This is a genomic window from Natrialba sp. SSL1 (genome assembly GCF_001861355.1).
Taxonomy (GTDB): Archaea; Halobacteriota; Halobacteria; order Halobacteriales; family Natrialbaceae; genus Natrialba.
In genome coordinates, this window is record NZ_MASN01000027.1 from 38,750 (window position 1) to 63,429 (window position 24,680).

Consider the following 24,680-nt stretch of genomic DNA (forward strand, 5'->3'; position numbering starts at 1 on the left):
CTGTGCGATCATAGTTGCTGGTTTTGCTTCCCATCTTACCGCTTTCGCGCGTTCGGCTGCTCGGCTGTTTGGGTGTTCGGGTGCTGCGTTACCGGTTGTCTGGCTGCTCGATTGCTCGGCTGCCGGTTGCTCAGGTACTCGAGTACGACTGTCTCCTCTGCCTACCCTCTTTGTGAGTACCGTGAGTTATAATGCACCTCTAAACTATTACTATGGTAAGTACACAATGACCGACGATCGAATTCGTACGACACATATTGGGAGCCTTCCACGGCCACCGGAGCTGCTAGAACTGCTTACAGCACGCCAGAACGGCGAGGCTGTCGACGAAGACGAGTGGGCTGAAACGGTTGCAGAGGCAACGACGGCAGTCGTCGAGCGACAGGTAGACTCCGGTCTCGACATCGTCAACGACGGCGAACAGTCGCGCGTCTCGTTCAACTGGTACGTCGCGGACCGACTGAGCGGCATCGAGGGCAAGCGCGAACAGGATCTCTGGGCGGACTTACAGGAGTTCCCGGAGTACGCCGAGGAGACGTTCAAAACTGATGTTCTCGATCTGTCGATGCATCCGGTCGTTACGGACGAGATCGAGTACACGGGCCAGGAAGAGGCACTCGCCGAGCGCGACGCGCTTCAGGAAACGGCCGACGACGCCGGTATTTCCGTCGAGGACACGTTCATTACGTCGGCCTCGCCGAGTATCGTCGCCGCGACGCACGTCAACGACCACTACGACGACTACGACGCGTACCTCTTCGACATCGCGGAGGCGATGGCCGAGGAGTACGAAATTTTCGCGGAGAACGGCCTGACCATCCAGATCGACGCACCCGAATTCCTCACCGCCGGCCACACGGCCGCGTTCGCGGATGCACCGATCGACGAAGTCAAAGACGTTACGCGACTCCACGTCGAGGCGCTCAACGAGGCACTCGAGAACGTCCCCGCCGAGCAGGTTCGGCTACACACCTGCTGGGGGAGCTACGAGGGGCCACACCACCTCGATACGGATCTCGTCGACCTTCTCCCGGTGATTTACGAGGCTGATATCTCCGGTCTGAGCGTCGAACAGGCGAATCCGCGCCACCAGCACGAGTACCGTGCGTTCGCCGAGCAACCGCTTCCGGACGGCTGGGACCTCATTCCCGGCGTCGTCGACGTGAAGACGAATATCATCGATCACCCGGAGACGGTTGCGGACCGTCTCGAGCGCGTCGCAGACGCGGTCGACGACTCCACGTCGCTGATCGCCGCACCGGACTGCGGGTTCGGAACGCAGGCAGGGATCGGCATGGTCGACCCCGAAATCGCGTGGGCGAAACTCGAGGCGCTGGTCGAGGGTGCGGAGATCGCAACCGAGCGGATCAACTGACCGAATCGACTGCGCGTTCTAGCGTCCGATCGTTCCCTGTCGCGTGATCGGGGCGTCGGGATTGATGGCAAACGCGACGAGCAGCGATTCTTCCTGTGCTGTGACCGTCGCGTCTGTTTCGCCGACGAGAAGCCCGCTCTCGGCAGTCTCGAACGTCGTATCTGCGACGGTGACAGCGCCATCGAAGACGTAGAAGTAGGTATCCCAGCCAGGCTGTGTAGGGAGTTCCACGCTTGCGCCGTCGTCCAGATGGCTATCGTAGAAGTGGACGTCGTTGCGGACGGTAAGCGGTGCCCCAGTGTTCGTCCCATCGGTGCCCGCCCTGTCGGTACCCGTCCCGTCGGTAACAGCGGTTTCACCACCGTCAGCCGGCTCGAAAAGGTGTCGCCACTCGTTGGCCACCGGTTCGGGAATCGGCTCGTGTTGAATCGTCGCCGGCAACTCGAGACTGTGCGGGCGCACGAAAATCTGGAGCATCCGAAGCGGCGGATCGTCCGCGAGCGTTCGTTCCTCGTGCCAGAACGACTGCCCCGCTCCCATCACCATCAGGTGGTCCGAATCGGTGACGAGTTCGTTCCCCTCCTGGTCGTCGTGGCGCATCACACCGTCGGGAACCCAGGAGATGATTTCCTCGTTGCGGTGTTGATGCATCGGAATCAGCGTGTCGGGATCCATATACGACTCGACGACCGTTGCGAGCGGACCGTAGCCGTGATCCTCGTGCGACGGACGATTCCGCCCGGGGAAGTTAAAATGCGTGCGGAATTTCCCCTGATCCTGCGAGACGGCTGTTCGCGGAGCCTTGTAGAGTTCCGTCGATTCCAGTGTCACTGCGTACTCTTTGCACGAGCGACGTATACTCCTAACGGCGGCTGTTGTCTCACGTCCTCCGTACTCGAGTCCCGAGTCTCTCTGTTCTCCTCCCCTGTCTGTTCACGCCTCACCGGCGGCTCTCTTCGAACACTCGATCGGTGTTCACAGACCACCGATGCAATCGTTTCTGTTGCCCGTCGCTCGCTTCCCAGTCATCCCTGCACAGGCGCTGCGTTCCCCGTTTCCGCACACGCCAAAAACGGTGCTCCGCTCACAACACGGCTCGCTCAGTTGCGTCGCTCGACTGTGAACGACTCGAGTTGGCCGTTCAGTTCGGCGGCGGTGTCGGAGAGCGAGTGTGCGGAACTGGCAATCTCTGAAACCGTCGCTGTTTGCTCCTCAGCGGCTGCTGCAACGCTACTGGTCTCTCTGAGCGTTCGCTCGCTTTGTTCGGTTGCGTCGTCGACCATCGCGACGACTTGCTGGCTGGTGTGGGACTGCTCGTCCGTTGCGCTGTTGATCGATTGCACACCGTCGTTTGCGTTCTGGACGCTGTCGGCAATGGATTCAAGGATTTCGAGGCTTTCTTCGATCGTTTCCGCGCCGTCGGCGACTTCCCGTTGCATCGTCTGGATCTCGCGGACGGCGTCCTGTGCCGAGTCCTGTACGTCACTGACGATGTCGTCGACTTCCTCGGTTGCGATCCCGGTTTCGGCTGACAGCGACTTCACCTCCTGGGCGACGACGGCGAATCGCTTTCCGTCGTCGGTTGCACGCGCTGCTTCGATCGACGCGTTGACTGCGAGGAGGTTCGTTTCCTCCGCGATCTCGTCGATCATGGTTACAATTTCTGTGACCTCCGTGAGATCCTCGTCGAGAGTCTCGATCCGGTCGCCAATCGTCTTCGTCTGGTGCTCGATCCGCTCGAGTGCCTCGATTGCATCGTTCGCCGTTTCACGTCCAGACAGTGCATCTGTGGCCGCTTGATCGGACAGGTCTGCGACGCCGTCTGCCGTCGACGCGATTTCCTCGATCGTCGCCGACAGGTCGGTCATCTCAGCGAGTACCGCTTCGAAGCGGTCGTTCTGTTCGTCCGTTGCAGCCGAGATTTCGTCGGCCGACTGGCTGACCTCCGTACTCGCTTGCTCCAATTCGGAGACGCTCGTCGAGACCTCCGTCCCAACCTGGTCTACTTCGTCCGCCATCGCCTGGATGTTCTCGAGCGTTCCAGCGACGTCGTCCAGCATGGTGTTTAGCCCGTCACCGATCTCAACCATCGCGTCGTGGTCGCTCTCGATCGTCACTCGGTGTGTGAAATCGCCATTGGCACACTGCTCTAACACCGCCTGACACCGCTCTGCGTCTGCTTCGAGCATGGCGTTTCGTCGTTCAACGTCCTGTCGCTGCTGGTCGATTTCGGCGCGGCGCTCTTCGAGTTCGGTAATGCGCTCCTCGAGTCCGGTTCGCATCTGTTCGAGCGACTCGCCGAACTCGCCGGGAACGTCCGTCGTGAGAACGGGTGCGGAGAACTCTTCGCGAGCAAGCGCATCTGCCTGGTCGGCGACAGTCGTGAGGTACTCGTGCATCTCGCTGATCGAGGTTTGCAGGTTGCCTACTTCGTCTGCCTGGTCGGTGGTGGTGGGCCGTGTTTGCAGGTCGCCGCTCGCGATGTCGTCGGCGACGTCCTGCATCTCCTGCAGTGGGTGGATAATATCGTTCCTGGCGATGAGCATCGTGTTCACGAATGCGATAATCGCCAGTAGAAAAACGATCGCAGTGAGTGCGATCTGTGCCGTCGGGAAGACGGCAAACGCCTCTCCGGGCCCGAGAAACACGAGCGGGAGTGCGAATACGGCGATCGTCGAGAGGAATTGTAACACAACCGCTGCCATCATCTTGTGCTCGGTGCTCTCCGTAATCCCCAGCCGATCCATACTGTTCCAGAGGACCGACTCGTAGTGGTGTCTGAAGGCTGCGTTGCCGGCAGCGTCGGTCCCATTGCTCGAAGCGGTTGCCATGGCTATGCAATCCGACGAGTGATACTTAAACCGAGACGGGGTCTCCCAGCGTTTTGGAAGCCTAAATGAGGCGACGAACGCAGTACGCCACGATCTGGCGTCAGTCTGTGCTCGTCGCGCGTGCGTTCGTGCTAGCACGCTGGCTTCGCCAATAGCCCTGCAGGTATGCGCCAACGAACATACCGGCAAGCGCCCACAGGATCGTGACGTTACCGACGCCGAGACTGGCGTAGGCCGCGCCGGGACAGATACCCGACAGTCCCCAGCCAACGCCGAAGATTGCGCCGCCGATCAGGACGTTGCGATCGAAGGATTTCAGCCGTCTGCCGTAGATGTCGCCGGTTAGCGGCGCACGGTCGAACAGTCGCGGCACTAGCGCGAAGGCGATGCCGGTGACGACCGCTGCACCGCCCATGACGAACAGCAGCCCGAAGTCCTCGAACTGCAGGAAGTTCAGGACGACTTCCGGGCGAGCCATGTGGCTGAAGCCGAGACCGAAGCCGAAGATCAGGCCGCCGACGAAGATCAAGGGTATGAACAGCGGATGACGTTTCTGCGTCATTCTACGGACTCACCCCCAGCGCCATCACGACCTGGGCTGTCCCGATCGCGACGATCAGGAAGGTGATCACGCCGACGATCGACGTCTTCGACGCTGACCCGACGCCGCAGACGCCGTGGCCCGACGTACAGCCCTTGCCGATCCGGGTGCCAATCCCGACCAGAATCCCGCCGAGGAACAGCCGCCACGGCTGCACGTCAGTCAGCCAGAGGGTGATCCCGCCGACATCGTATACTTGGCCCGTCGCTCCTGACTCGTAGAGGCCACTCGAGACGACTCCCGACTGAAACGTCACCGCATAGACGAACGCGCCCGCGATGATCCCGAGCGTGAAGACGACGCGCCAGTCCCGCGAGGCGACGTATCGCTGGAACCGTGACTGGTCAGAGACGTACGATAGCGTCGATTCGAGGAACGTACTCGCGCCGGCCGAAATGCCGGTGCCGAGGTAGATAACGACGGCACCGAGCCCGACGAGGAGCCCACCGACGGCGTACCGGCTGATGCCGGCGGGAAACAGCGACTCGGACAGCGCAGGTGCGAAGAGTTCGAGTTCAGTTACCATTCGACTGGTGGATGAGGGAGTTAGTCACCGGCCAGCGACTCCTGGCTGGCGGCGCAGTTGTTCGGGCCGAGCTCGAGTTCGAATGCTTCCTCGTCGCTGGTCTCTTGTTGACCGAGGTTCGTCGCGATGATCTCCTCGTAGTTGGCCGGACGAGGCGGCATGTCCGAGAGGATCACCTCGACGAAGTCGTCTTCGCCCATCGTCAGCGCAGCCATGTCCTCCTCGAGTTGACCGATTGGTGCGGTGTAGGTACCGTCCTCGGCGGGGACAGCCGAGTCGCTGACGTGAGCGCCGCCGACGAGCGTCTCGTCGGGGAGCGAAAGCACGCGCTCTTGCAGGGACTCGTAGAGCTGTTTGGCGGCATCTTCGGCACCTTCGTCGCCTTCTTCGAGATCGGGGCGGGCGACGCTCTCGACGAACAGGCCGTCGCCGGTCGCGAGTAGTTCGCCGTCGATCAGGTACGAGGTCATCCCGGACGTGTGGCCGGGCGTGGAGACGGTTTCGATGGTGGCGTCACCGACGTGGAACTCGTCGCCGTCGTCGGCCACCGTTACATCGTCGGCGTAGGTGACGCCGCGGTCGACTGCGGCCGCAGGGATGACGCCTTCGACGCCTTCTGCGGCGAGGTTTCGAACGCCCGAGATGTGATCCGCGTGGATGTGCGTGTCGATCGCGTATTGCAGGTCGACGCCGAGTTCGTCGGCGTCCTGAAGATAGCGGTCAGTAAACGCGCGTAGTGGGTCGATGACGGCTGCTTCGTCGCCGTCGTGGAGGAGGTAGCCGAGACAACCCGAGGAGGGGCGCTGATACTGGAGCAGCGTCCCCGCGCCGTCGTAGCGCTCGACTTCGACGGCCTCGTAGATGCGTGCCCAGCCGTTCATCCCGTCTTCGAGATGGTTCACGTCGTAGCCCGCTTCTTTGAGGGAGCCAGCAACGAACTCGCTGGCACCGCCTTTCGCACAGAGGACCGTGATTTCCTGGTTGTCCGGAATCTGTTCAAGAATACCGTCGTCGATCTCCTCGTCGAGGAAGTTGAAGTACGGAACGTTGATCGACTCGACGTGCTCGCCGTCGATCTTCCACTCGTCGTACTCTGACTCCATTCGAGCGTCGAGAAGCGTCACGACCTCGTTCGTGTCGATACGCGCTTTCAGATCGGCTGGCGTCACCGATTCGATTTCGACATCCGGCGTTGGAAAGTCCATCTCATCCATGGTGTACATCTCCCAGTATCGGTCGTATCCACTTAAGACTTCGTATGGTTTTCCCCAAACCACACAATACAATGCATTTCGAAATACGTGGTAATTCATACGCATGCTCGTGTAGTGGTCCCTAAATGGCAGAACAACTCCGTGAGGACTTTGCGGATGTTCGCTACCTGTACAATAATCGGTATCCTTTTATACACGCGGGCAATATTGTGTGGTAGCTCCAATACAGAGCACAGATATCAACTATGAGCTCGGAATACGATGCAACTGAGACGCTCGACGTGAAAGGACAGTCCTGCCCAATGCCTATCGTCAAAACCAAACAGGCGATCGACGATCTCGAGAGCGGCGATCTTCTCGAAGTTGTCGCGACTGACTCTGGCAGTATGAGCGACATTCAGGGCTGGGCGGCTGGGACCAGCGGGGTCGAACTCCTCGACCAGGTCGAGGGCGACGATCTCTACACTCACTACGTCAAGAAAACGGAATAACATGAGTACGGACAATCAAACGCCGTCAGCGGACGATGCCGACCCTGCGTCCGACGCCGCCGAACTGCAGGCACTTCGCGAGCGGGTCGACGAGCTCGAAGCGTCTCTCAGCGAACTGGACGACGGCGACGAGCAACAGAAGCTGACGATCGTCGCTACCCAGGGCAGCTTCGACATGGCGTACCCGCCGCTGATACTCGGAAGCACGGCCGCTGCCTTCGGCTGGGATGTTGTCGTCTTCCACACGTTCTGGGGACTCGACATCCTCCACGAGGAGAAATCGAAGAACCTCAAACTGAGTGCCGTTGGCAACCCCAACATGCCGATGCCGAACGCACTTGCTGCGATCCCCGGCATGGACCGCATGGCGACGCGAATGATGGAGAAGAAGATCGACGAAAACGGAACCGCGACCATCGAGGAACTGATCGATCTCTCACTCGAGAGCGGCGTCGATCTGCAGGCGTGCCAGATGACGATCGAACTGATGGACTACGACGAGGACGACTTTTACGACGGCGTCACGACTGGTGTCGGTGCAGCAACTGCGCTCCAGCACATGGCCGAATCCGACATTCAGCTGCTGGTGTGATGCGATCCGTTGGGGCGCAGCGGACCATCGAGCGATGTAGTGTCTCGAACACGACATCTAGGAAGACACCTTGAGGCACGATATGCGGGCCCCGTCTGTCGCAGTGGAGCAGCGACACTGCTCGGGGGATAGCGCCTGTGTTGGGTGTATTGTTGTTCAGTTCTAGTTTGAGTTTCAGTCTCAGTTCCACTCCCAGCCCCAGTTTCAATATACAGCGCAGCCAGCGGTACGATGGTCGTCACGTGAACGCTTATTCAACACGAGCCTGAACTAGTGATATGAATGCCGTCTCGGGCTCTCCGTTGGTTGCAGACGACACGCCGGCAACGCTGGCAGAGCGCCTGAATCTTAGACGACAGGCAGTCTTCGTTGTGCTTACGTTTCTCGGGATGGTTGGCGGGCTCCTGGGTAGTTGGTTCGGTGCGCCACCGTGGCTCGTCTGGGGCTGCTATGGTGTAGCCTACGTCTTCGGCGGTTGGTATGGACTCAAAGAAAGCGTTGCAGCACTGGGGGAGCCCGCGGTCGAGATTGACCTTTTGATGATCGTCGCCGCACTCGGTGCACTCTATATCGGCGCGCCGTTCGAAGGTGCGATGTTGCTGTTTCTCTTCTCGCTCTCGGGCGTTCTCGAGGAGTACGCGATCGGCCGTTCGCGAACCGCGATCAAATCACTGGTCGAGATGCGACCGGAGTCGGCGCAGATCCTTCGCGACGGCAGAGAAGTATCGACCAAGGTCGAATCGGTCGAGGTCGGTGACGTCTTCGTCGTTCGACCAGGGGATCGGCTCCCGCTCGACGGCGTCGTCGAGTCCGGCGAAAGCACGGTCGATCAGTCGTCGCTCACCGGCGAATCGGTGCCGGTGGCGAAGGAACCAGGCGACGAGGTGTTCAGCGGGACGATCAACGAAACGGGCAGTCTCGAGGTACGGGTCACTCGAGAAGCCACGGAGTCAGCAATCTCCAGACTCATCACGATGGTCGAGCGAGCCCAGGAGAAACGCGCACCGACCCAGCAACTCATCGATCGATTCGAGCAGCCCTACGTCCTCGGTGTCTTCGCGATGACTGTCGTTGCGATCGCACTTCCGCTTGCGCTCCTGAACCACGCCTTCGAACCGACGTTCTATCGCGCGATGACGCTCATGGTTGCAGCGTCACCGTGTGCGGTCATCATCTCGACGCCGGCAGCGGTCCTCTCGGCGATCTCTGCCGGCGGCCGACAAGGTGTCCTGTTCAAAGGAGGTGAGCACATCGAAACGGCGGGTAACGTCGATGCGGTCGCGTTCGATAAGACAGGGACGCTGACCGAGGGGAACACCCGGCTGACGGACGTGAGCGCACGCGAGGGTGCGTTTGCCTCGACCGATGGCGGCTCCGTCGACAGTGAACTCCTCGAAACTGCTGCCATCGAAGACGGAACCCTGACCGACGATCAACTGCTGGCGCTCGCGGCGGCCGTCCAGTCACGGTCGGAGCACCATCTCGCTGAGGCGACTGTCGAGGCGGCCACCGAGCGCTCACTCGAGATACCTGCGGCGAGCGAGTTCGAAGCAGTCGTCGGCAAGGGCGTTCACGCGACCGTCGAGGAGCGGACGATCCACATCGGAAACCCACGGTACATCCACACTGTCCTGGACGGGCGACCGATCGACGGACGTGAGGCTGGACTCGAGGCCGTCCATGACCTCGAATCCCACGGGAAAACGAGTGTCGTCGTCGTTAGCGAAACTGACGACCGACTCTGTGTCCTTGGGTGGCTCGCGTTCACCGATACGATTCGCCCGGATGCGGCCGAGATGATCGACGACCTTCGCGAGCGCGGCGTCGACCAGATCGTCATGCTCACTGGCGACAACGAACGAGTTGCCCAGTATATCGCCGAGGAACTCGGCATCGACGAGGTGTACGCGGAGTTGCTCCCCGAGGAGAAAGTCGAACACGTTGAGGCGCTTCAGGAACGCCACGAGGCCGTCGCGATGGTTGGCGACGGCGTTAATGATGCACCAGCACTCGCGACGGCGGACATCAGTGTCGGCATGGGCGGGGCCGGCACCGACGTGGCACTCGAGACCGCTGACATCGTTCTCATGTCGGACAAACTCGATCGGCTCCCCTACGCGTTCGCGCTCAGCAAGGAGACACGCCGAACGTTGTACATCAACTTCGCCATTGCGTTCGGTGCGATCGCGATCATGGTGATTGCGATCCTCACCGCTGGGATTCCGCTCCCGGTTGCCGTGGTTGGTCACGAGGGGTCGACCGTTCTCGTCAGCCTGATCGGCTTGCGATTGCTCCGCTTCGACGGGTGAGCGTGACTGTGTACCGATGACGGCTAGGCGAACACGACACGACTCCTCTGGCCCGTTGTCCGTGACGATATATTGTACGTTATGTCGTTTACAGCCTCATATCTTACGGGTTGCTCTTTCTGCAAGTCGCTGTGCAAATCTGTTACTCGCGTCGGTGTATTCTCGGCAGTGTATTCGAGACGCTCGTATCACGATCTATGATACTCTTAACTCGCTGTTATTGTTATTTGGTAACGGCTGGAATACGGTCGGGTATGGATCCAGTAGTCGAACGGCGGTGTCACGTCGTGTTCGGTCTGTCACTGTGCTCCTGACGTTCGGGATCGGATACTGCGTCGTCGTCGGGACGTGCTTGGCCGACTTCCTGGTCGTCATCGCGGGCTTGGTCGTGGGGTGGGGAGCGTTGCTTTACTGCCTCGGGAACGCCTCGTTCTTGGGCTGAGTGTGCGGCCGCACGGCCTCGTCGGTACCGATTGGCGATGTGTTTCGGTTCTTTCTGCAGTAGCACTCCATCGGCTACTGTCGTGGCTCCTCTCGACGTACTCTTGAGGGTGTCGTCGTCTCCGAGGAGACGTCCGTCTCCATCTGTCCGTTCCACGAATCGTCACAACTCGGCGATATAACGGTCCAGACGAGTTGATCGACGGCGGCTCTCGATACTGTCTGGTCGTTCTCCCGTTCGAGCGGGATGTTTATGGTATTGGGAACACAAAACAATTGTATGAGTTCACAGCAGTCCGACTCGTCGGTCGACAGTATCGGAATCGTTCTCGAGACGGCAGACCCGGAACGGGCCTGGAACGCGCTTCGCTTCGGGATTACAGCGATCGAAGACGGCCACGAGGTGTCGGTGTTCCTTCTGGGAGAAGGGGTCGAGGCCGAAGAGATAACAGACGACCAGTTCGATGTTCGTGATCGAATGGAAGCGTTCGTCGATGCCGGCGGCGACTTGCAGGCGTGTGGAACGTGTCTCGAAATCCGAAACAGCGAGGATCGCGAGTACTGTCCGATGTCGACGATGTCGGACCTTCTCGAGATCGTCACCTCGTCCGATCGCGTGCTGACGATCGGCTAGTCGACAGCCTACACCCCCCCAACAGTATCGTTCTACGCTTCTTTCGAGTTATCCACAACGGAGTGCGAAGACCGGCTGGTTCCTGTTTGTATGGGTGTCCGTTCGAACGTCACTCCCGTCGCTGCTCGGTATCAAGCAGTTGTTGTGAAAACAAGTGTACCGGCGCTATACGATTATTTCCCGAACGCACCTATTCAGACGAACGGGACGGCGTCCGGCAGCGGAAGCAGTGGCACGAGGAACAGCCCCGCGAGCGTGACCAGTCCCATGAGCACCGGAACGAGCACGACCGCGTAGTTCGTCTGTTCGAGCACCCGGCCGAGGTCGCTCCCCATGTTCGACAGCGATGGCGTCGTACTCTGCTGAAGAATCACCAACTCGAGTGCAAACAGGATGACTGTCGCCCCGGCGGACACCATACAGAACGGGCAGATTTCACCGATGATGCCTAGCTGCAGGTAGACGAAGAACGCCGAGAAGGCGACGCCACTCGCCGTAATCGGCGTCAGAATCTTGATGAGCAGCGGGTGTCGAGTGTCGAACCACCAGAGTGCGAGTCCGATCGTCGTCAGGTAGTAGAAACCACCCAGGGTCGCGAGCGGGATTCCGAAGACGTAGGCCCACTGGCTGGTGATCACTTCGATGCTTCCCTGCACCGGTGCGTCAGGCGGTATTGCAGGGATTGCAAATAGGTGTATCGCCGTTAGAACCACTGTCACGAGCCAACCGAGTACTGCAACGAGCGAGAACGCGCCGAACAATGCCGCTACTCGGGGTGAGTACTCCCAGTCGTAATCGAACTCCACCGACCTCGGTATTTCTATTGACATACAATACTGGGTTGGCAGGGACAGTACAAAGGTGTTGTGCACTATCCACAATTCTAGGAACAGTTCTAAGAACAGTACTGAGGAGATCCCACTCTGAATAACCCATGACAAGTACGTATCTCAGGCTCTTTACCGGTGCACTACCGACGATAACTGCCGACTATCGATCACCGCTGCTCGGCACTTGTTCGCCAATATGGGTTTGTTCGGGTGGGTCAGTACAGTGCCTTCTGTGGGTGTAGTATTGTATCGGTGAGTCACTACATCTGCCCGGGGAGTTACTCGTGCACCGTGGACCCGATGCAGGCCCGAACGTTGGCTCTCTTCGCGTCAGGACGGTGGCACGAGCAGGACGTTTCCGTTCGATTGCGCGACGAGATCCTCCGAGACGCTTCCGAGGAGAAGCCGCCGGAGCCGACTATGGCCGCGCGAGCCAACCAGAATCGTCGTCGGATCGACGGCGTCTTCGACGGCGAGAATCTCGTCGGCGGGATCTCCCTGGCGACGTTCGATCCGTGTCTCGATCCCCCACTCCTCGAGTTGCGCTGCCAGTTCGTTGAGTCGTGTGTCGGGGTCGTCGTCGGAGGGTTCCGGATCCTTCGGTGTCTCGACGTGAACGAGCGTTGCCTCCTGCGTTGCGTGCCGGAGGTACGAGAACGCCTCGAACGCGCGATCGGCGTTTTCGGAGAAATCAGTCGCGTACAACATCCGCTGGAAGAGGTGCTGTCTCACGACGGACGGATCGTCTGCCTCGCGCTCGATTCGGTTGACGAGCAGCGGGGTCTCGGTCGTTCGCGCGAGGTTGCGCGCCGTCGACCCGATGACGCGGTTCTCGAGTGGACTCTTCCCGCGTGAGCCGACGACGGTCAGACTCGCGCCGACCGTTTCGGCGATTCCGCGGATCCGACGGTGTGGCGTTCCGCGGACCACGTGCGTCTCGACATCGAAGCCGGCGCGCTCGATGACACCCTCGTAGTTTCGAATCGCGTTCCGACGCCGTTTCTCGAAGTCGATCGCGGGCATGCCCGCGTGGACGTTCGACGGGATGACCGTCACGAGGTGCATCTCCTCGATGCCGATTCGGCCCAGACACGCGAGACAGGTTTCGTTCTCGATGGTCGCCTCGCTGGCAGCCGAGAGGTCAGTAGCGAGTACCGCTTTCATACCGGGTGTAGGTGTTGACGATATAATATTGTTTGGGTGGGACAATACGGTGGGTTAGTCTGCGCGACAGATGTGTCTGCTGTGGCGACCGGTTTGACCGATAACTGACTGTCGTTCCTGTCCGGGGCCTGACGTGGCGCGCCACACGTTCTGCAGCAGTCAACTCTGGTAGCTGTATCTCCATAACGTATGAGAATATTCCCATTGGATAGCCGTTACATAGCCTGCAGTAATATTGTTCTGTATTCCCAAAAGCGTTATACACCAGACTCGGGTAGTGATGGGTGAGTAGCAATCCATGATCCGCACACAACCGAACTCGAGCGGAGGTCGAGACGCATGATCGAATCCGCTGCCCTTTCGGGCCCAGTACAGGCCACGCTCCTCGTTGGCGCCATCTTCGCACAGGCGGTTTTCCTCTATGCCGGCTACGGCGTCCTCGAGCGGGTTGCAATGTCGCTCCTCGAAACGATCACGGACGCATAATCAATGGAAATACTGGGACTCAGTCCGGGCCTGTTGGTGCTGTTCGTGAGCTTCGGCTTCATGGTCGGCGTTCTCTTCGGATTCTTCGGCATGGGCGGCTCGTTCCTGATCACGCCGACGCTGCTGTTGCTCGACTATCCGGCATCAGTCGCGATCGGCAGCGGACTGGCGTTTTATTTCGGCACCTCCGTGATTGCCGTCCTGAAACACTACGACATCGGACAGGTCGACTACAAGCTCGGTGCGATTCTGTTCGTCGTCCTCTCGGTGGGGATCGAGCTCGGCAGTCGACTCGTGTTCGGCCTCGAAGCGCTGGGTATTGCTGACCTCGTGACGGGCGTCGCGTACGTCGTCTTGCTGGCGGGAATCGGGGCGCTGTTCTTGCGCCGGGCGTACAACCTGGACGACGATCTGGACGAGGCGGCCGATGATGAGGACACTGTCGACGACGAAGAGATACCCCCGATTGCGCAAAAGATCCAGTCGTACACTGTTCCCCCGATGATCTCCCTCTCCTCGGGTGGCCGCGCGTCGGCGTGGACGATCACGGGTGCCGGCGGTAGCGTCGGTCTCATCTCGGGGCTGATCGGCGTCGGTGGCGGGTTCATCCGTATGCCTGCGATCTACTATCTGATCGGCACGCCGCTCACTGCCGCGGTCGGGACCAGCCTGTTCGCCGGCCTGTTCTCGGGTGCGTTCGGGACCTTCACGTACGGCATGTCCGGCAGCGTCGACCTGACGGTCGTTTCCTTGCTGCTGATCGGCAGCGCACTCGGTGCCAGAATCGGCTCGGCGGCGACGACGATCGTCGACGAGGACGAGGTAATCGTCTACTTCGGGCTGATGATGGTGTTCGCAAGCGTCGGCATTGGTCTCAGCGAACTCGCGAACTGGTTGGGAACCGGCGCGCTCGACCTGGTGAGCGTTCTCCTGCTCGTCGGTTCGTCGTTCGCCGTCGCCTCGATGATCCTCTATCAGGTGGTCACGTCGATCAACGCGGACGAGACGAGTACGCAGCCAAACCCTGACAGTGGTGACTGATGCACTCGATGATGTACAGTACGGACACGACTAATCCGGACGCCATCGACGGACGGATTCGACAGTGATGCTCGTCGCGACCGTTGCGCTCGTGCTCGCCCTCGGGGTCGCCTCCCGCGTCCTCGCGGATCGCCTTCGAATACCGAGCGTCCTCTTTCTGATCGTCGCGGGGATTGCCATCGGTCCCGAGGTGTTCGGCTTCGTTTCTCGGGAGACGTTCGGCGGCGGCCTCTCGGCGATAGTCGGCGTGAGCGTCGCGATTATCCTCTTCGAGGGAGGTTACCACCTCCGGCTCGCGAAACTCCGCGAGAGTCCGACGGCACTCTTCCGACTCGTCACCGTCGGCGCTGCGATCACCTGGCTCGGAACTGCGGCCGCAGTCGTCGTATTTCTCGAGACGAGCCTCGAGGTCGGTCTGCTGGTCGGCGCGCTGTTGATCGCGACCGGGCCAACAGTGATCGGTCCCATCCTCCAGGTTGTCACCGTGCGGGATCACGTCGCAGCGGTACTCGAGGGCGAGGGTATTCTCAACGACGTGACGGCGGCGATTTTGGCCGTCGTCGTCTTCGAGGTCCTCATCGCCGGGAACGGAACGCCGGCCACACTCGTCGGTGACTTCGTCCTGCGGCTGTTCGTCGGCCTCGGGTTCGGCGCGGTCATCGCCGGACTCGTCTGGCTGGTCCTCGACTACGGTGGCTCACGGCCCTGCACAGCGCCGTTGCACGCTCGCCTGATCGTGCTGGCCGGGATCGTGGTTGCCTACGCCGGGGCCGAAACGATCGCCAGCGAGACGGGTATTGCTGCCGCTGCGATGGCCGGTTTCGTGCTCGGAAACGTGGATCTCCCGTATCACGAGGACGTGATCGGTTTTCTCGACGATCTCTCGGTCGTCGTCCTCTCGTTCATCTTCGTCGCGCTAGCGGCGTTGATCGACTTCGCAGACATCCGCGCGCTCGGGCTGGCTGGCCTTGCTATCGTCGTCGCAGTCACCCTTGTGCTTCGACCCGCCGTCATCTATCTCTCGACGACTACCGCGCGGTTTACCGATACCGAGCGGCTGTTCCTCAGCGCCGTCGGCCCGCGGGGAATCATCCCGGCCAGCGTCGCAACGTTGTTCGCCGTCGAACTGCAGGCGCTCGGCCGGCCACAGGAGGCGCAGTTGCTCGCCGGCACCGTCTTTCTCATCATCTTCGCGACGGTCGTCCTTCAGGCCGGCCTCGCACGACAGCTCGCACAGTACCTCGAGGTTTCACCAATGCGCACGATACTCATCGGCGGGGGACGAGTCGGACTCTCCCTCGCAGAACGGCTCGAACAGGACGGAGAGAACGTACTGCTCGTCGACCACGATCCCGACGCAGTAAAGGCGGCCCGCAAACGCGGGCTCACCGTACTTGAGGGCGACGGTACTGACGCCGACGTCCTCGAGTCGGCGGCTGCTGACAGTGCGAAAACGGTCATCGCAACCACACCCGACGACGACGTCAACCTGCTGGTCTGCCAGCTTGCGAAAACGACGTTCGACGTCGAAACGGTTGCCTCACGGGTCAACCAGCCGGACAACGTCGGTGCCTTCGAATCGCTCGGCGTCCGGGCCATTGATTTGTCGATGGCGACGGCGTGGTCACTCGAGAACGTCATCGAACGGCCCTCGCTGTCGGCGTGGATGAACGAACTTGGCCGAACCGGTGATGTCCAGGAAATCCAGGTGACGGCGACGGATCTCGTCGGGAAGACGATCGCCGACCTCAACGCCGAAATCCCCGAGGGGGTTATCGTCGGCCTGCTCACCCATCGGGACGGCGCGACCGAGGTTCCGACGGGTGATCACGAGTTGCGCGATGGCGACCGTGTGACGTTCCTCGGGCAGACAACCGCTGTCGACCGCGCAGTCAAGCGGTTCCACCCACACGATTGAGCGCTTCGACGGTCTAATCTGGCGGTCTCTCCAGCGACTGCAGTATTTGTAACCAACTCCAGTTGTGTCGCCCCTGTCTTGCCCCTCCCGGACACTACCGCCTCACTCGAACCACTGTTGGACGTGTTGACTCCTGCCTGGCTCACTATCACCTCTTACCGATCCTCCTGGGTAAATTCGCCACGCTCGCGCCTCCATGACGCCGTTTGAAAGGACAGCCTTCCCGTCTCGTTTCGAGTGGGACTCGAGTATCCACTCCGTTGTGTCGCCGCTCAGCGGCAGCTACTACTCTGTCCTATATTGTACAATACGTGCAAAACTTTTAAACGCTACCAGCCCATAGACTGGCGTGATGACAACTGATATCGACAGCGGATCGGCGGCCCACTCTCCGACTGAACCGCTTCACATCGACGGGAAAGATCACCTTGACGATGTTGTCGCCGAGCACGATGTCGTGCTCGTGGACTTCTTCGCAGATTGGTGTGGGCCGTGCAAGATGCTCGAACCGGTCCTCGACGACCTTGCGGCAGAGACAGCCGCAACGATCGCGAAGGTCGACGTCGACCAACACCAGCAACTCGCCGGCGCGTACGGCGTCCGCGGCGTTCCGACGCTTGCCCTCTTTGCCGGCGGTGAGCAGGTCGAACAGCACACCGGTGCGCTGCCGGCTGACCGACTGCAAACCCTCGTCGAAAACTACACTGAATGAGCACGGACACACCCGTAACTGAGACTGCCGTTCGAGATGTCGTGATTGTCGGCTCCGGCGTCGCTGGCCTCTCGGCTGCCGTCTACACCGCTCGCGCGGACCTCGAGCCACTCGTCCTCGAGGGGCCCGAACCCGGCGGCCAGCTGACGCTGACGACCGAGGTCGAGAACTACCTCGGCTTCCCCGAGGGAATCGGCGGCATGGAACTCATCCAGAACGGCAAGGAGCAGGCCACGCGCTTCGGTGCCGAGTTCACCCACGGGACCGTCGAGACTACCACACTCGAGGAGCAGCCGTTCGCACTCGAGTTGGCAAGCGGCGAGACGATCCGAACGCGAGCCCTGATCGTCGCGACCGGTGCGAGCGCCCGCTGGGTCGGCGCTGACGGCGAGGACGAGCTGATGGGCTACGGACTCTCGACGTGTGCGACCTGTGACGGCGCGTTCCACCGCGGCGACGACGTGCTCGTCATCGGTGGCGGCGATTCGGCGATGGAAGAGGCGCTCTTCCTCGCGAAGTTCGCCGACAGCGTGACGGTCGTCCACCGACGCGACGAGCTTCGCGCGTCGGATATCATGGCCAAACGTGCCCGCGACCACGACGCGATCGAGTTCCGCTGGAACACCGAACTGTTCGAAATCCACGGTTCTCAGGCGGACGGCGTTACCGGTGCGACGCTGGTCCGCCACCCCGACGGCCACCCCACGGCGAAACTCGAGTCGGGTGAGGTCGATCGCGAGACGGTCGACGTCGGCGGCATCTTCTACGGTGTCGGCCACGTCCCGAACACGGAGTTTCTCGCGGAGACGGCCGTCGAACTCGACGACGCGGGCTACATCCGGACCGAACCGGGAATGACGACCGAGACGGCTGTCGAGGGCGTCTTCGGTGCCGGTGACGTGATGGACCCGGACTACCGACAGGCGATTACGGCTGCCGGAACGGGAAGTATGGCCGCGCTCGACGCCGAGGAATGGCTCGAAACCCGCAACGCAGTCGCGCCCGCGGCACAACCCGTGGTAGAAGCTGAAGCCGAGGCCGAAGCCGACGACTAAGCTTGCTGATTCTCTTTCACTGCATTTCTCTCTTCCTCACTGGAGTCATCATACCACACCACGCAGTCGCGGTTTGAGATGAGCACGAAGGACGGATTCGTTGCTACCCGACTCCCATCGTATAGGAGACGTCCTCATCCTCTATGGTGCTCCACCACGTACACTCGCGTATGAGTGAGCAGATCCTCCTCCCGTACGACGGTTCGACGCCCTCAGAGAAGGCACTCGAGTACGCCCTCGAGACGTTCCCCGACGCCGCCCTCACTGCACTGTACGTGGTTCCGGCACCGCGGGGGTACTGGGCCTCCTTCGAGGAGCCCGAAGACAGAATTCCGAACGCAGAGGGTGCCAAGGAACGCGGTCGAGAGACACTCGACGAGGCCGTAGCGACGGCGGCGGACCAGGGTCGGGACCTCGAGACCGAACTGCTCATCGGCGAGCCAGAGCACGTGATCGTCGGCCAGGCTGCGGAGGGCGGGTACGACTCGATCGTCATCGGCAGTCACGGCCGTGAGGGAGTCTCTCGGGTGCTGCTCGGCAGCGTCGCAGAGAAGGTCGTCCGGCGATCTCCGACGCCGGTCGTCGTCGTCCGGTGACACAGCACGCTACTCGAGTAGCGGTGCCAGCCACACCGAGTCGCGCACTAATTTTCAAAAGTAACCGACCACCATCTCAGATAACCCACCGAAACTATATTAAGAAGATGAGTCGGTCAAGAGACATGGTCACTTTACCCAACCAAATCGTTGGCGATGCGTACACGAGTAGACGTGGCTGGCAACTCGTCGAAGCACTGGCTGATCTCCGCGACCGGATGCCCGGCAGCGAGGGGTGAACGAGCTGGTGCCGATCTAGTGGCGGAACAATTCGAGGAGATCGGGCTCGATAACGTATCAACCACAGCATTTCCGATTCCAGGCTGGGAGCGAAACGCTGCCTCTGTTGCTGTCGGCGACCACAACCTGTTCGAGCGATCTCACGAAGTGGTCGCACTTCCTGGTACACCAGCAGAAACGACGTCCGCCGAACTGATCGATATGGGAGACGCCCTTCCCGAAGATTTCGAAGCTGTTGATCTGGAGGGGAAGATCGTGATGGCCTCGAGTCTCACACCAGACGATTACGGACGGTGGGTTCACCGCGGTGAGAAATACTCCTATGCCATCGAAGCCGGCGCAGCCGGGTTCATTTTCGCAAACCATATCGATGGCTGTCTCCCCCCAACGGGCAGTATCGGGGATCGGAACGGGCCTGGAGCGATCCCAGCGGTCGGTGTCTCGAAGGAAGTCGGGGAGCGGATCAAGCGATACTGCAGGGACGAGACGACCGAGGCGACGATTGCAGTCGATTGTCAAAACACCGAGGCAACCTCTCGAAACATCGAGGCAACGGTCGGACCGGACACTGACGAAGAGGTCCTCTTTACCGCCCACGTCGACGCCCACGATATCGGTGATGGCGCGAACGACAACGGCGTCGGATGTGCGCTCGTGACAGCGGTCGGCCGACTCCTCAAACAGATCGAAGACGATCTCGAAACCCGCGTTCGATTGGTGGTATTCGGTGCCGAAGAAACCGGGCTATACGGCTCCTACTACTGGTCGCATACTCACGACCTCGACCAAGTCAAATGCGTTCTCAATATGGATGGTGCGGGCTACTCGCGAAATCTCTCGATCCATACCCATGGCTTCGACGCAATCGGTGAGGCGTTCGAAGAAGTAAGCGAGGAGTTCGCTGTGCCGATTGCGGTGGAATCTGGGGTCCGCCCACATAGCGATCACTGGCCGTTCGTCCAACGCGGCATCCCTGGAGCACAGGGACGGACGACCGCCGAAGGGAGCGGACGTGGATGGGGACACACCCATGGCGATACCCTCGACAAACTGGATATCCGTGACCTCCGCGAAATATCGACGCTCCTGACAGCCGGTGTCCTCAAACTCTCGGAGACCAGTCGAGAAATCGAGCGAGTCGACGACGGTGAAATACGCGATGCGACGGAAGAGCAACGATTCGATGTCGGGATGAAAGCGACTGACGACTGGCCGTGGGGTGACGAGGTTCGCGTTTGGCCTTGGGATACTTCCTGATTAGAGGTCAATCATTTCTATTCGAATCTGATCTTCTCGGTCGTCATCGGTTTCGACAATCACGTCCCACCCGTATCGGTCGTCCGGATCTGTTACAGAACTCCACGTCAGAGTGAATTCGGTGGTGACGCTCTCTCCAGCAGCAACGTCGATAGTCTTCTCTGTTTCGCCGCTGTATCCCCACGATTCCATCCATCTTTCGTCGGGTTCGTTATCGATCGTTAGTGTTGTCTCGCCGGGACCAGTCCCTTCATTTTCGATCATCACTTCGATGGTTTGGTCGTCAGGTCGTCCGGTGATGGCCCAGAGCTCAATCGGATCTTCAGTCTGAATGCCCCAGTTAAAATCCGGTTCGCCTAGACACGTCACATCTATCGTTTCTGTTTGACTATCGCCTCGCGGAGTGGTCGCTGTTACGGTGACAGTTCCTTCGCCAGGTCCAACAGTAACGGTTTCAGCGTCGTTCCGACCGCTCAGTTGGAACGACTCAGGGCTTGCGTCCACACCGTCTGCAGAAATTTCGACATCTGTTCTCCCAAACGGTGGTCCATCGATTTGAACGGTGAACGAATCTGTCGCATCCTCACAGTCGGGTAACTCAAGTGCGTCCGGCGCGACGCTGACAAGTTGTGTCTCTGCAGTCGCGGTGGACGTGAGTGCACCACCCGCGATGAATGTTATCCCGCTCGTTTGTAATACTCTGCGTCGAGTCGTATTTGTGTCGTCATCAGTCATGGTACCTGCACCCACTCACCGTGGGATATCGTCAACAATCTTCTTCAAATATAAAAAATAACTGTACTGTTCAATTTGCAACTGGTGATTGACTGCACACAGAACCGTGACTCTGCTCCGACAACCCTATCCGTAGTGTTGGTCGCGAGCGTTGGCCCCAGCACGAAGCATCGCCACGGTTGCTTCGTACGCATCGACATATCGTTCGGCTTCGACCGTAGTTGTGCGATCATCAATACGTTCGACACCGGGCGTGCGGCCGGCACCAGCTGCGTGATTCGTCGCGGACCAGTCCGCCGAAATGGTGACCGGAGAGTCCGGGTGTGAGACAGGCATTGCGTCCGCGTTCTCCACGGCTCGACAAGCCGCAGTGTGAATGTCCGGACGCGTTTCGTCGGGCGAGCGGCAGGTCGCACTGAATCGATCGATACCCTCTTTGACGACCACGGTTTCGACTGCGTCCCCTAGCTCTACTCGAGCCTCGGAGGCGGTCGCATCGTCCCCGGTGACGAGCCCGACAGGAACGTCGAGCGAGCCGGCAAAACGGGCGTTCCACCCTAACTCACCCACTTCACGACCGTTGACTCGGAGTCGCACTAGTTCGTGACCCATGAAGGTGTGGTTGAGGACAGCGCCGGCAGTCCCTGCCTTGGCGTGGTAGCCGACGAACAGCGCGAGGTCGTGCTCCGACGAACAGCCTTGCATCATCGACCGCGGCTTGGTGTTCCCCCTGATGAGCGTGGCTTCGTCGTGGAGGCTCGCTCGAGGCAAGTTCGTCATCGTTGCGTGGGCGTCGTTGACCAGCACCGAATCGGCCCCGCCCTCGAGTGCCCCTTCGATCGCTGCGTTCACGTCGTCGACGAACAACGACTGGGCGTCGGAGTACGCTGTTCCGTCTTGAACGACATCGGTCGGTGCAGCAACACCAGTGACGCCTTCCATGTCGGCGGAAACAAAGACATCCATACTTGCTGAATGGAGCGACGAATCAAAAAGGATCGGGAGAGACGACAATCACGGATAGAACGACTATCACGGAGGATGCCTCGGCTGTCCGGTCATCGGTCCAGGAGCACCTGTCGGTTGCGGGCTGTGGGTCAGTCGAACTCGGAAGTATCCATCGACAGGATCGTTCGTGCTGCTCGCTCCAGAATCTCAAGCCCGTCTCTCGCTTCGTCGAGGTCGACATACTCATCGACAGTGTGTGCCTGGGCCAAACTCCCGGGTCCCCACGTGATTGCTGGAATGTCGGCGTGGTTGATGAACTCACGTACGTCAGTTGATGCCCGAATCCCCCATGGGTCCGGTGCCGCATCCGTCACCGCTGTCGAGTGTTCACGGAAGATCTCTGCCAACGGATGATCGATCGGGATTTCGGCTGAGGAATACGTTTCGGCGCGGTCCCACGTGGCTTCGATACCATGGTCGCGGTTGAGTTCCGAGACCACTTGTTCGATCTCGTCGTCTACCGCATCGATCGTCTCGTCGGGGAGAATACGCCGATCGAGGGTGACAGCCGTCCGATCTGCGAGCACAGCCTTGTTCGAGCCCTCACCCGCACTGATCTGGGTGACAGTGGCATACGCTTGACCACAGAGAGAATCACGTCGCTCGCGGAGGCTGGCGTCGTAGTCGTTCAATCTGGCAAGAACTGGTCGAACGTGGTCGATTGGATTCGTCCCTCGATCAGGGTCGCTCGCGTGTGCGGGCTCTCCGGGCCAAGAAATCTCGTACCATGCCATCCCCTTCTCGCTGGTTGCGACCCGACACTGCGTCGGTTCGAGCACGACGCCGATATCGCCGTCGAAACCCGCATCGAGAAGCGATTTGGTTCCGGGATCGGCTGTCTCCTCGCCCATCGCGGCATGGACGACAATCGAACCATCCAGACTCCCGTTCTCGATAGCCGATCGGAGATTGAGCGCCGTGAGCATGGCAATGGCGATGGCTGTCTTCATGTCGACACTCCCGCGACCATAGAGCCGACCGTCCTCGATGACGCCGCCGTAGGGAGGATACGTCCACTCGTCGGGGTCGCCCGCGGGGACGACGTCCAGATGTCCGTTCAACACTACTGTGGGACGGCCGGATCCGATTCGTGCACCCACCTGTTTGCGGTCAGGGTCGGGTTCATCAACGAGCGTCGACTCAATCCCATGGTGGGTGAACCAGTCGTGGACGTACTCGGCGCACGCACTCTCGTTCCCCGGTGGGTTCTCAGACTCGAGGCGAACCAGCGCGGCGGCGAGCGACGGAAGATCAGTCGGATACCGTTTTGTCTCGCTTGGTTCGGGATTCATGACGGGTGCCCTGGTTTTTCAGTCGCCGCTCCGTACTGGTTTGCCACGTTGTCAAGCGTCGGTTCGATACGAGTCACGTCACCAACCGCTCGCTTTGCGCCGGCAGTGTCTTTGAGCCCCATCCCGGTGACGACCGCGACGACAGACTCGTCGGAACTGATGATCCCCTGCTCGCGGGCTCGGCGGATACCGGCAATGGGGGCCGCGCCTGCCGGTTCGGCGTAGATTCCTTCTGCCCGTCCGAGCACGGTCTCAGCGTCGAGGATGTCGTCGTCGGTCACGGTCAGTGCGGTCCCGCCGCTCTCCTCGAGTGCACGACAGGCCTTGAGCGTGTTTCGGGGGCGACCGACGGCGACCGAGTCGGCGAGTGTATCCGCAACCTCGTCGATTTCGTCGTGGCCGTGGAACGCATCGTGGATCGCGCTCGCCCCTTCGGGCTGGACACCGAGCATTTTGGGCGTGTCCTCCACGTAGTCCAGCTCGGCGAACTCTCGGAATCCCTTCCAGCAGCCGCCGATCGTACATCCATCGCCCATCGAGAAGACGATCCAGTCGGGGATCGAATCCTGCGTCTGCTCGGCGAGTTCGTGGCCAACAGTTCGCTTCCCCTCGATCTGGAAGGGGTTGATCGCCGCATTTCGGTTGTACCAGCCATAGGATTCGGTGACCTCCATACTCAGATCATATGCTTCGTCGTAGCTCCCAGCGACCGCGAGGACGTCTGCACCGTAGACACGGGGCTGGACGAGTTTCCCTTCGGGCGCACTCTCGGGCACGAATATGCGACAGTCGAGGTCTGCTCGTGCCGCGTAGCCTGCGAGCGATGCGGCGGCATTCCCTGTCGACGCGCAGGTAACGATGTCCCGCTCGGCGTGGCGTGCCTTGGTGACGGCGACGCTGGTCGCCCGGTCCTTGAAGCAGCCTGTTGGGTTCAGACCGTCGTTTTTCACGCGAACGTCGACCCCGAGTTCAGTACTCAGTTGCGGTGCGTCGAGCAAGTCCGTCCCACCCTCATCGAGTGTGATCGGCGTCGCTTCCGTGTCCACTGGGAGGAACGCACGGTATTTCCACTGGGTCTGGATGGTCCCATCAAGCGCCGCGTCGAACCGGTCGTGGATAACGTCGTAGTCGTACACAACCTCGAGGATGCCGGCGACACCGTCGTGTTCCGGACAGGTGTATATGATCTGGTCGGGTTCGTACGTCGCTCCACAAAGCGTACATTCGAGGGTTTCGACGTGATCGAGTGACATACGATACCTTGCGTCTACTGCTATATTATCTCACATGCTGTGCCGCCAGTGAGGCGAGGGAAGCGTCTGCTCGCTCACA

At 60.4% G+C, this 24,680-nt stretch carries 22 protein-coding genes and 1 pseudogene; 12 read left to right on the forward strand and 11 right to left on the reverse strand.

The genetic code is table 11. The annotated features are described in order from the left end of the window. The first annotated feature begins 226 nt into the window (after positions 1–226). On the forward strand, positions 227–1,375 hold the full coding sequence (locus tag BBD46_RS06895) for a cobalamin-independent methionine synthase II family protein (protein WP_071400996.1): 1,149 nt from the start codon (positions 227–229) through the stop codon (positions 1,373–1,375). Between the two features lie 18 nt (positions 1,376–1,393). On the opposite strand, the gene BBD46_RS06900 is transcribed toward BBD46_RS06895, so the two are convergent. From BBD46_RS06900 to BBD46_RS06920, 5 genes are all read right to left on the reverse strand, one after another. Beyond that, the gene (locus tag BBD46_RS06900) at positions 1,394–2,206 is read right to left on the reverse strand and encodes a pirin family protein (RefSeq protein WP_071400997.1); all 813 of its coding nucleotides are present in this window, start codon (positions 2,204–2,206) and stop codon (positions 1,394–1,396) included. A gap of 269 nt (positions 2,207–2,475) precedes the next feature. Next, entirely contained in the window at positions 2,476–4,206 is a 1,731-nt protein-coding gene (locus BBD46_RS06905; protein WP_071400998.1) for a methyl-accepting chemotaxis protein, read from the reverse strand. Positions 4,207–4,306: 100 nt separating this feature from the next. After that, positions 4,307–4,768, reverse strand: coding sequence for a YeeE/YedE family protein (locus tag BBD46_RS06910; protein ID WP_071400999.1), 462 nt, complete (start codon positions 4,766–4,768; stop codon positions 4,307–4,309). A gap of 1 nt (position 4,769) precedes the next feature. Then, on the reverse strand, positions 4,770–5,333 hold the full coding sequence (locus BBD46_RS06915; protein WP_071401000.1) for a YeeE/YedE family protein: 564 nt from the start codon (positions 5,331–5,333) through the stop codon (positions 4,770–4,772). Between the two features lie 20 nt (positions 5,334–5,353). Beyond that, positions 5,354–6,547: an MBL fold metallo-hydrolase gene (locus BBD46_RS06920; protein ID WP_071401001.1), complete on the reverse strand. Its 1,194-nt coding sequence runs from the start codon at positions 6,545–6,547 to the stop codon at positions 5,354–5,356. A 245-nt stretch (positions 6,548–6,792) separates the two neighbouring features. Here BBD46_RS06920 and BBD46_RS06925 point away from each other — a divergent pair, with 245 nt between their 5' ends. From BBD46_RS06925 to BBD46_RS06945, 4 genes are all read left to right on the forward strand, one after another. Beyond that, entirely contained in the window at positions 6,793–7,038 is a 246-nt protein-coding gene (locus BBD46_RS06925) for a sulfurtransferase TusA family protein (RefSeq protein WP_071401002.1), read from the forward strand. Between the two features lies 1 nt (position 7,039). Further along, the gene (locus tag BBD46_RS06930) at positions 7,040–7,630 is read left to right on the forward strand and encodes a DsrE/DsrF/DrsH-like family protein (RefSeq protein WP_071401003.1); all 591 of its coding nucleotides are present in this window, start codon (positions 7,040–7,042) and stop codon (positions 7,628–7,630) included. A gap of 278 nt (positions 7,631–7,908) precedes the next feature. Then, complete coding sequence (locus BBD46_RS06935) at positions 7,909–9,939, forward strand: heavy metal translocating P-type ATPase (RefSeq protein ID WP_071401004.1); 2,031 nt, start codon at positions 7,909–7,911, stop codon at positions 9,937–9,939. Between the two features lie 721 nt (positions 9,940–10,660). Then, the gene (locus BBD46_RS06945) at positions 10,661–11,014 is read left to right on the forward strand and encodes a DsrE family protein (RefSeq protein WP_171908171.1); all 354 of its coding nucleotides are present in this window, start codon (positions 10,661–10,663) and stop codon (positions 11,012–11,014) included. A 194-nt stretch (positions 11,015–11,208) separates the two neighbouring features. Here BBD46_RS06945 and BBD46_RS06950 read toward each other — a convergent pair whose 3' ends face one another. Beyond that, complete coding sequence (locus tag BBD46_RS06950; RefSeq protein ID WP_071401005.1) at positions 11,209–11,844, reverse strand: vitamin K epoxide reductase family protein; 636 nt, start codon at positions 11,842–11,844, stop codon at positions 11,209–11,211. Positions 11,845–12,174: 330 nt separating this feature from the next. After that, positions 12,175–13,008 carry a universal stress protein gene (locus tag BBD46_RS06955; protein WP_071401006.1) on the reverse strand — a complete coding sequence of 278 codons (834 nt, stop codon included), beginning with the start codon at positions 13,006–13,008 and terminating at the stop codon, positions 12,175–12,177. 339 nt (positions 13,009–13,347) lie between these two features. Between BBD46_RS06955 and BBD46_RS22590 the strand changes: the two genes are divergently transcribed. The 7 genes and pseudogenes from BBD46_RS22590 to BBD46_RS06985 all read left to right on the forward strand — a co-directional run bounded on the left by BBD46_RS22590 (position 13,348) and on the right by BBD46_RS06985 (position 20,313). Beyond that, entirely contained in the window at positions 13,348–13,494 is a 147-nt protein-coding gene (locus tag BBD46_RS22590) for a DUF7512 family protein (protein ID WP_006168733.1), read from the forward strand. Between the two features lie 3 nt (positions 13,495–13,497). Beyond that, positions 13,498–14,535: a sulfite exporter TauE/SafE family protein gene (locus BBD46_RS06960; protein WP_071401007.1), complete on the forward strand. Its 1,038-nt coding sequence runs from the start codon at positions 13,498–13,500 to the stop codon at positions 14,533–14,535. Between the two features lie 67 nt (positions 14,536–14,602). After that, complete coding sequence (locus BBD46_RS06965; RefSeq protein WP_071401008.1) at positions 14,603–16,453, forward strand: cation:proton antiporter; 1,851 nt, start codon at positions 14,603–14,605, stop codon at positions 16,451–16,453. Positions 16,454–16,805: 352 nt separating this feature from the next. Next, entirely contained in the window at positions 16,806–17,165 is a 360-nt protein-coding gene (gene trxA, locus BBD46_RS06970) for a thioredoxin (RefSeq protein ID WP_071401009.1), read from the forward strand. After that, positions 17,162–18,220 (forward strand): NAD(P)/FAD-dependent oxidoreductase, encoded by a 1,059-nt coding sequence (locus tag BBD46_RS06975; RefSeq protein WP_071401010.1) that lies wholly within the window; start codon positions 17,162–17,164, stop codon positions 18,218–18,220. Before trxA ends, BBD46_RS06975 begins: the two co-directional genes overlap by 4 nt. Before the next feature lie 170 nt (positions 18,221–18,390). Next, positions 18,391–18,816 carry a universal stress protein gene (locus BBD46_RS06980; RefSeq protein ID WP_071401052.1) on the forward strand — a complete coding sequence of 142 codons (426 nt, stop codon included), beginning with the start codon at positions 18,391–18,393 and terminating at the stop codon, positions 18,814–18,816. 125 nt (positions 18,817–18,941) lie between these two features. Then, positions 18,942–20,313 (forward strand): annotated as a pseudogene (locus BBD46_RS06985) (M28 family peptidase). On the opposite strand, the gene BBD46_RS06990 reads toward BBD46_RS06985, so the two are convergent. The 4 genes from BBD46_RS06990 to thrC all read right to left on the reverse strand — a co-directional run bounded on the left by BBD46_RS06990 (position 20,314) and on the right by thrC (position 24,601). Then, positions 20,314–21,048: a hypothetical protein gene (locus tag BBD46_RS06990; RefSeq protein WP_071401011.1), complete on the reverse strand. Its 735-nt coding sequence runs from the start codon at positions 21,046–21,048 to the stop codon at positions 20,314–20,316. It lies immediately after the preceding pseudogene. 126 nt (positions 21,049–21,174) lie between these two features. Then, positions 21,175–22,014, reverse strand: a complete 840-nt coding sequence (locus tag BBD46_RS06995; RefSeq protein WP_071401012.1) for a M55 family metallopeptidase — start codon at positions 22,012–22,014, stop codon at positions 21,175–21,177. Between the two features lie 131 nt (positions 22,015–22,145). Next, on the reverse strand, positions 22,146–23,348 hold the full coding sequence (locus BBD46_RS07000; protein WP_071401013.1) for a M20 family metallopeptidase: 1,203 nt from the start codon (positions 23,346–23,348) through the stop codon (positions 22,146–22,148). Then, positions 23,345–24,601: a threonine synthase gene (thrC, locus tag BBD46_RS07005; RefSeq protein WP_071401014.1), complete on the reverse strand. Its 1,257-nt coding sequence runs from the start codon at positions 24,599–24,601 to the stop codon at positions 23,345–23,347. Before thrC ends, BBD46_RS07000 begins: the two co-directional genes overlap by 4 nt. Positions 24,602–24,680 lie beyond the last annotated feature (79 nt).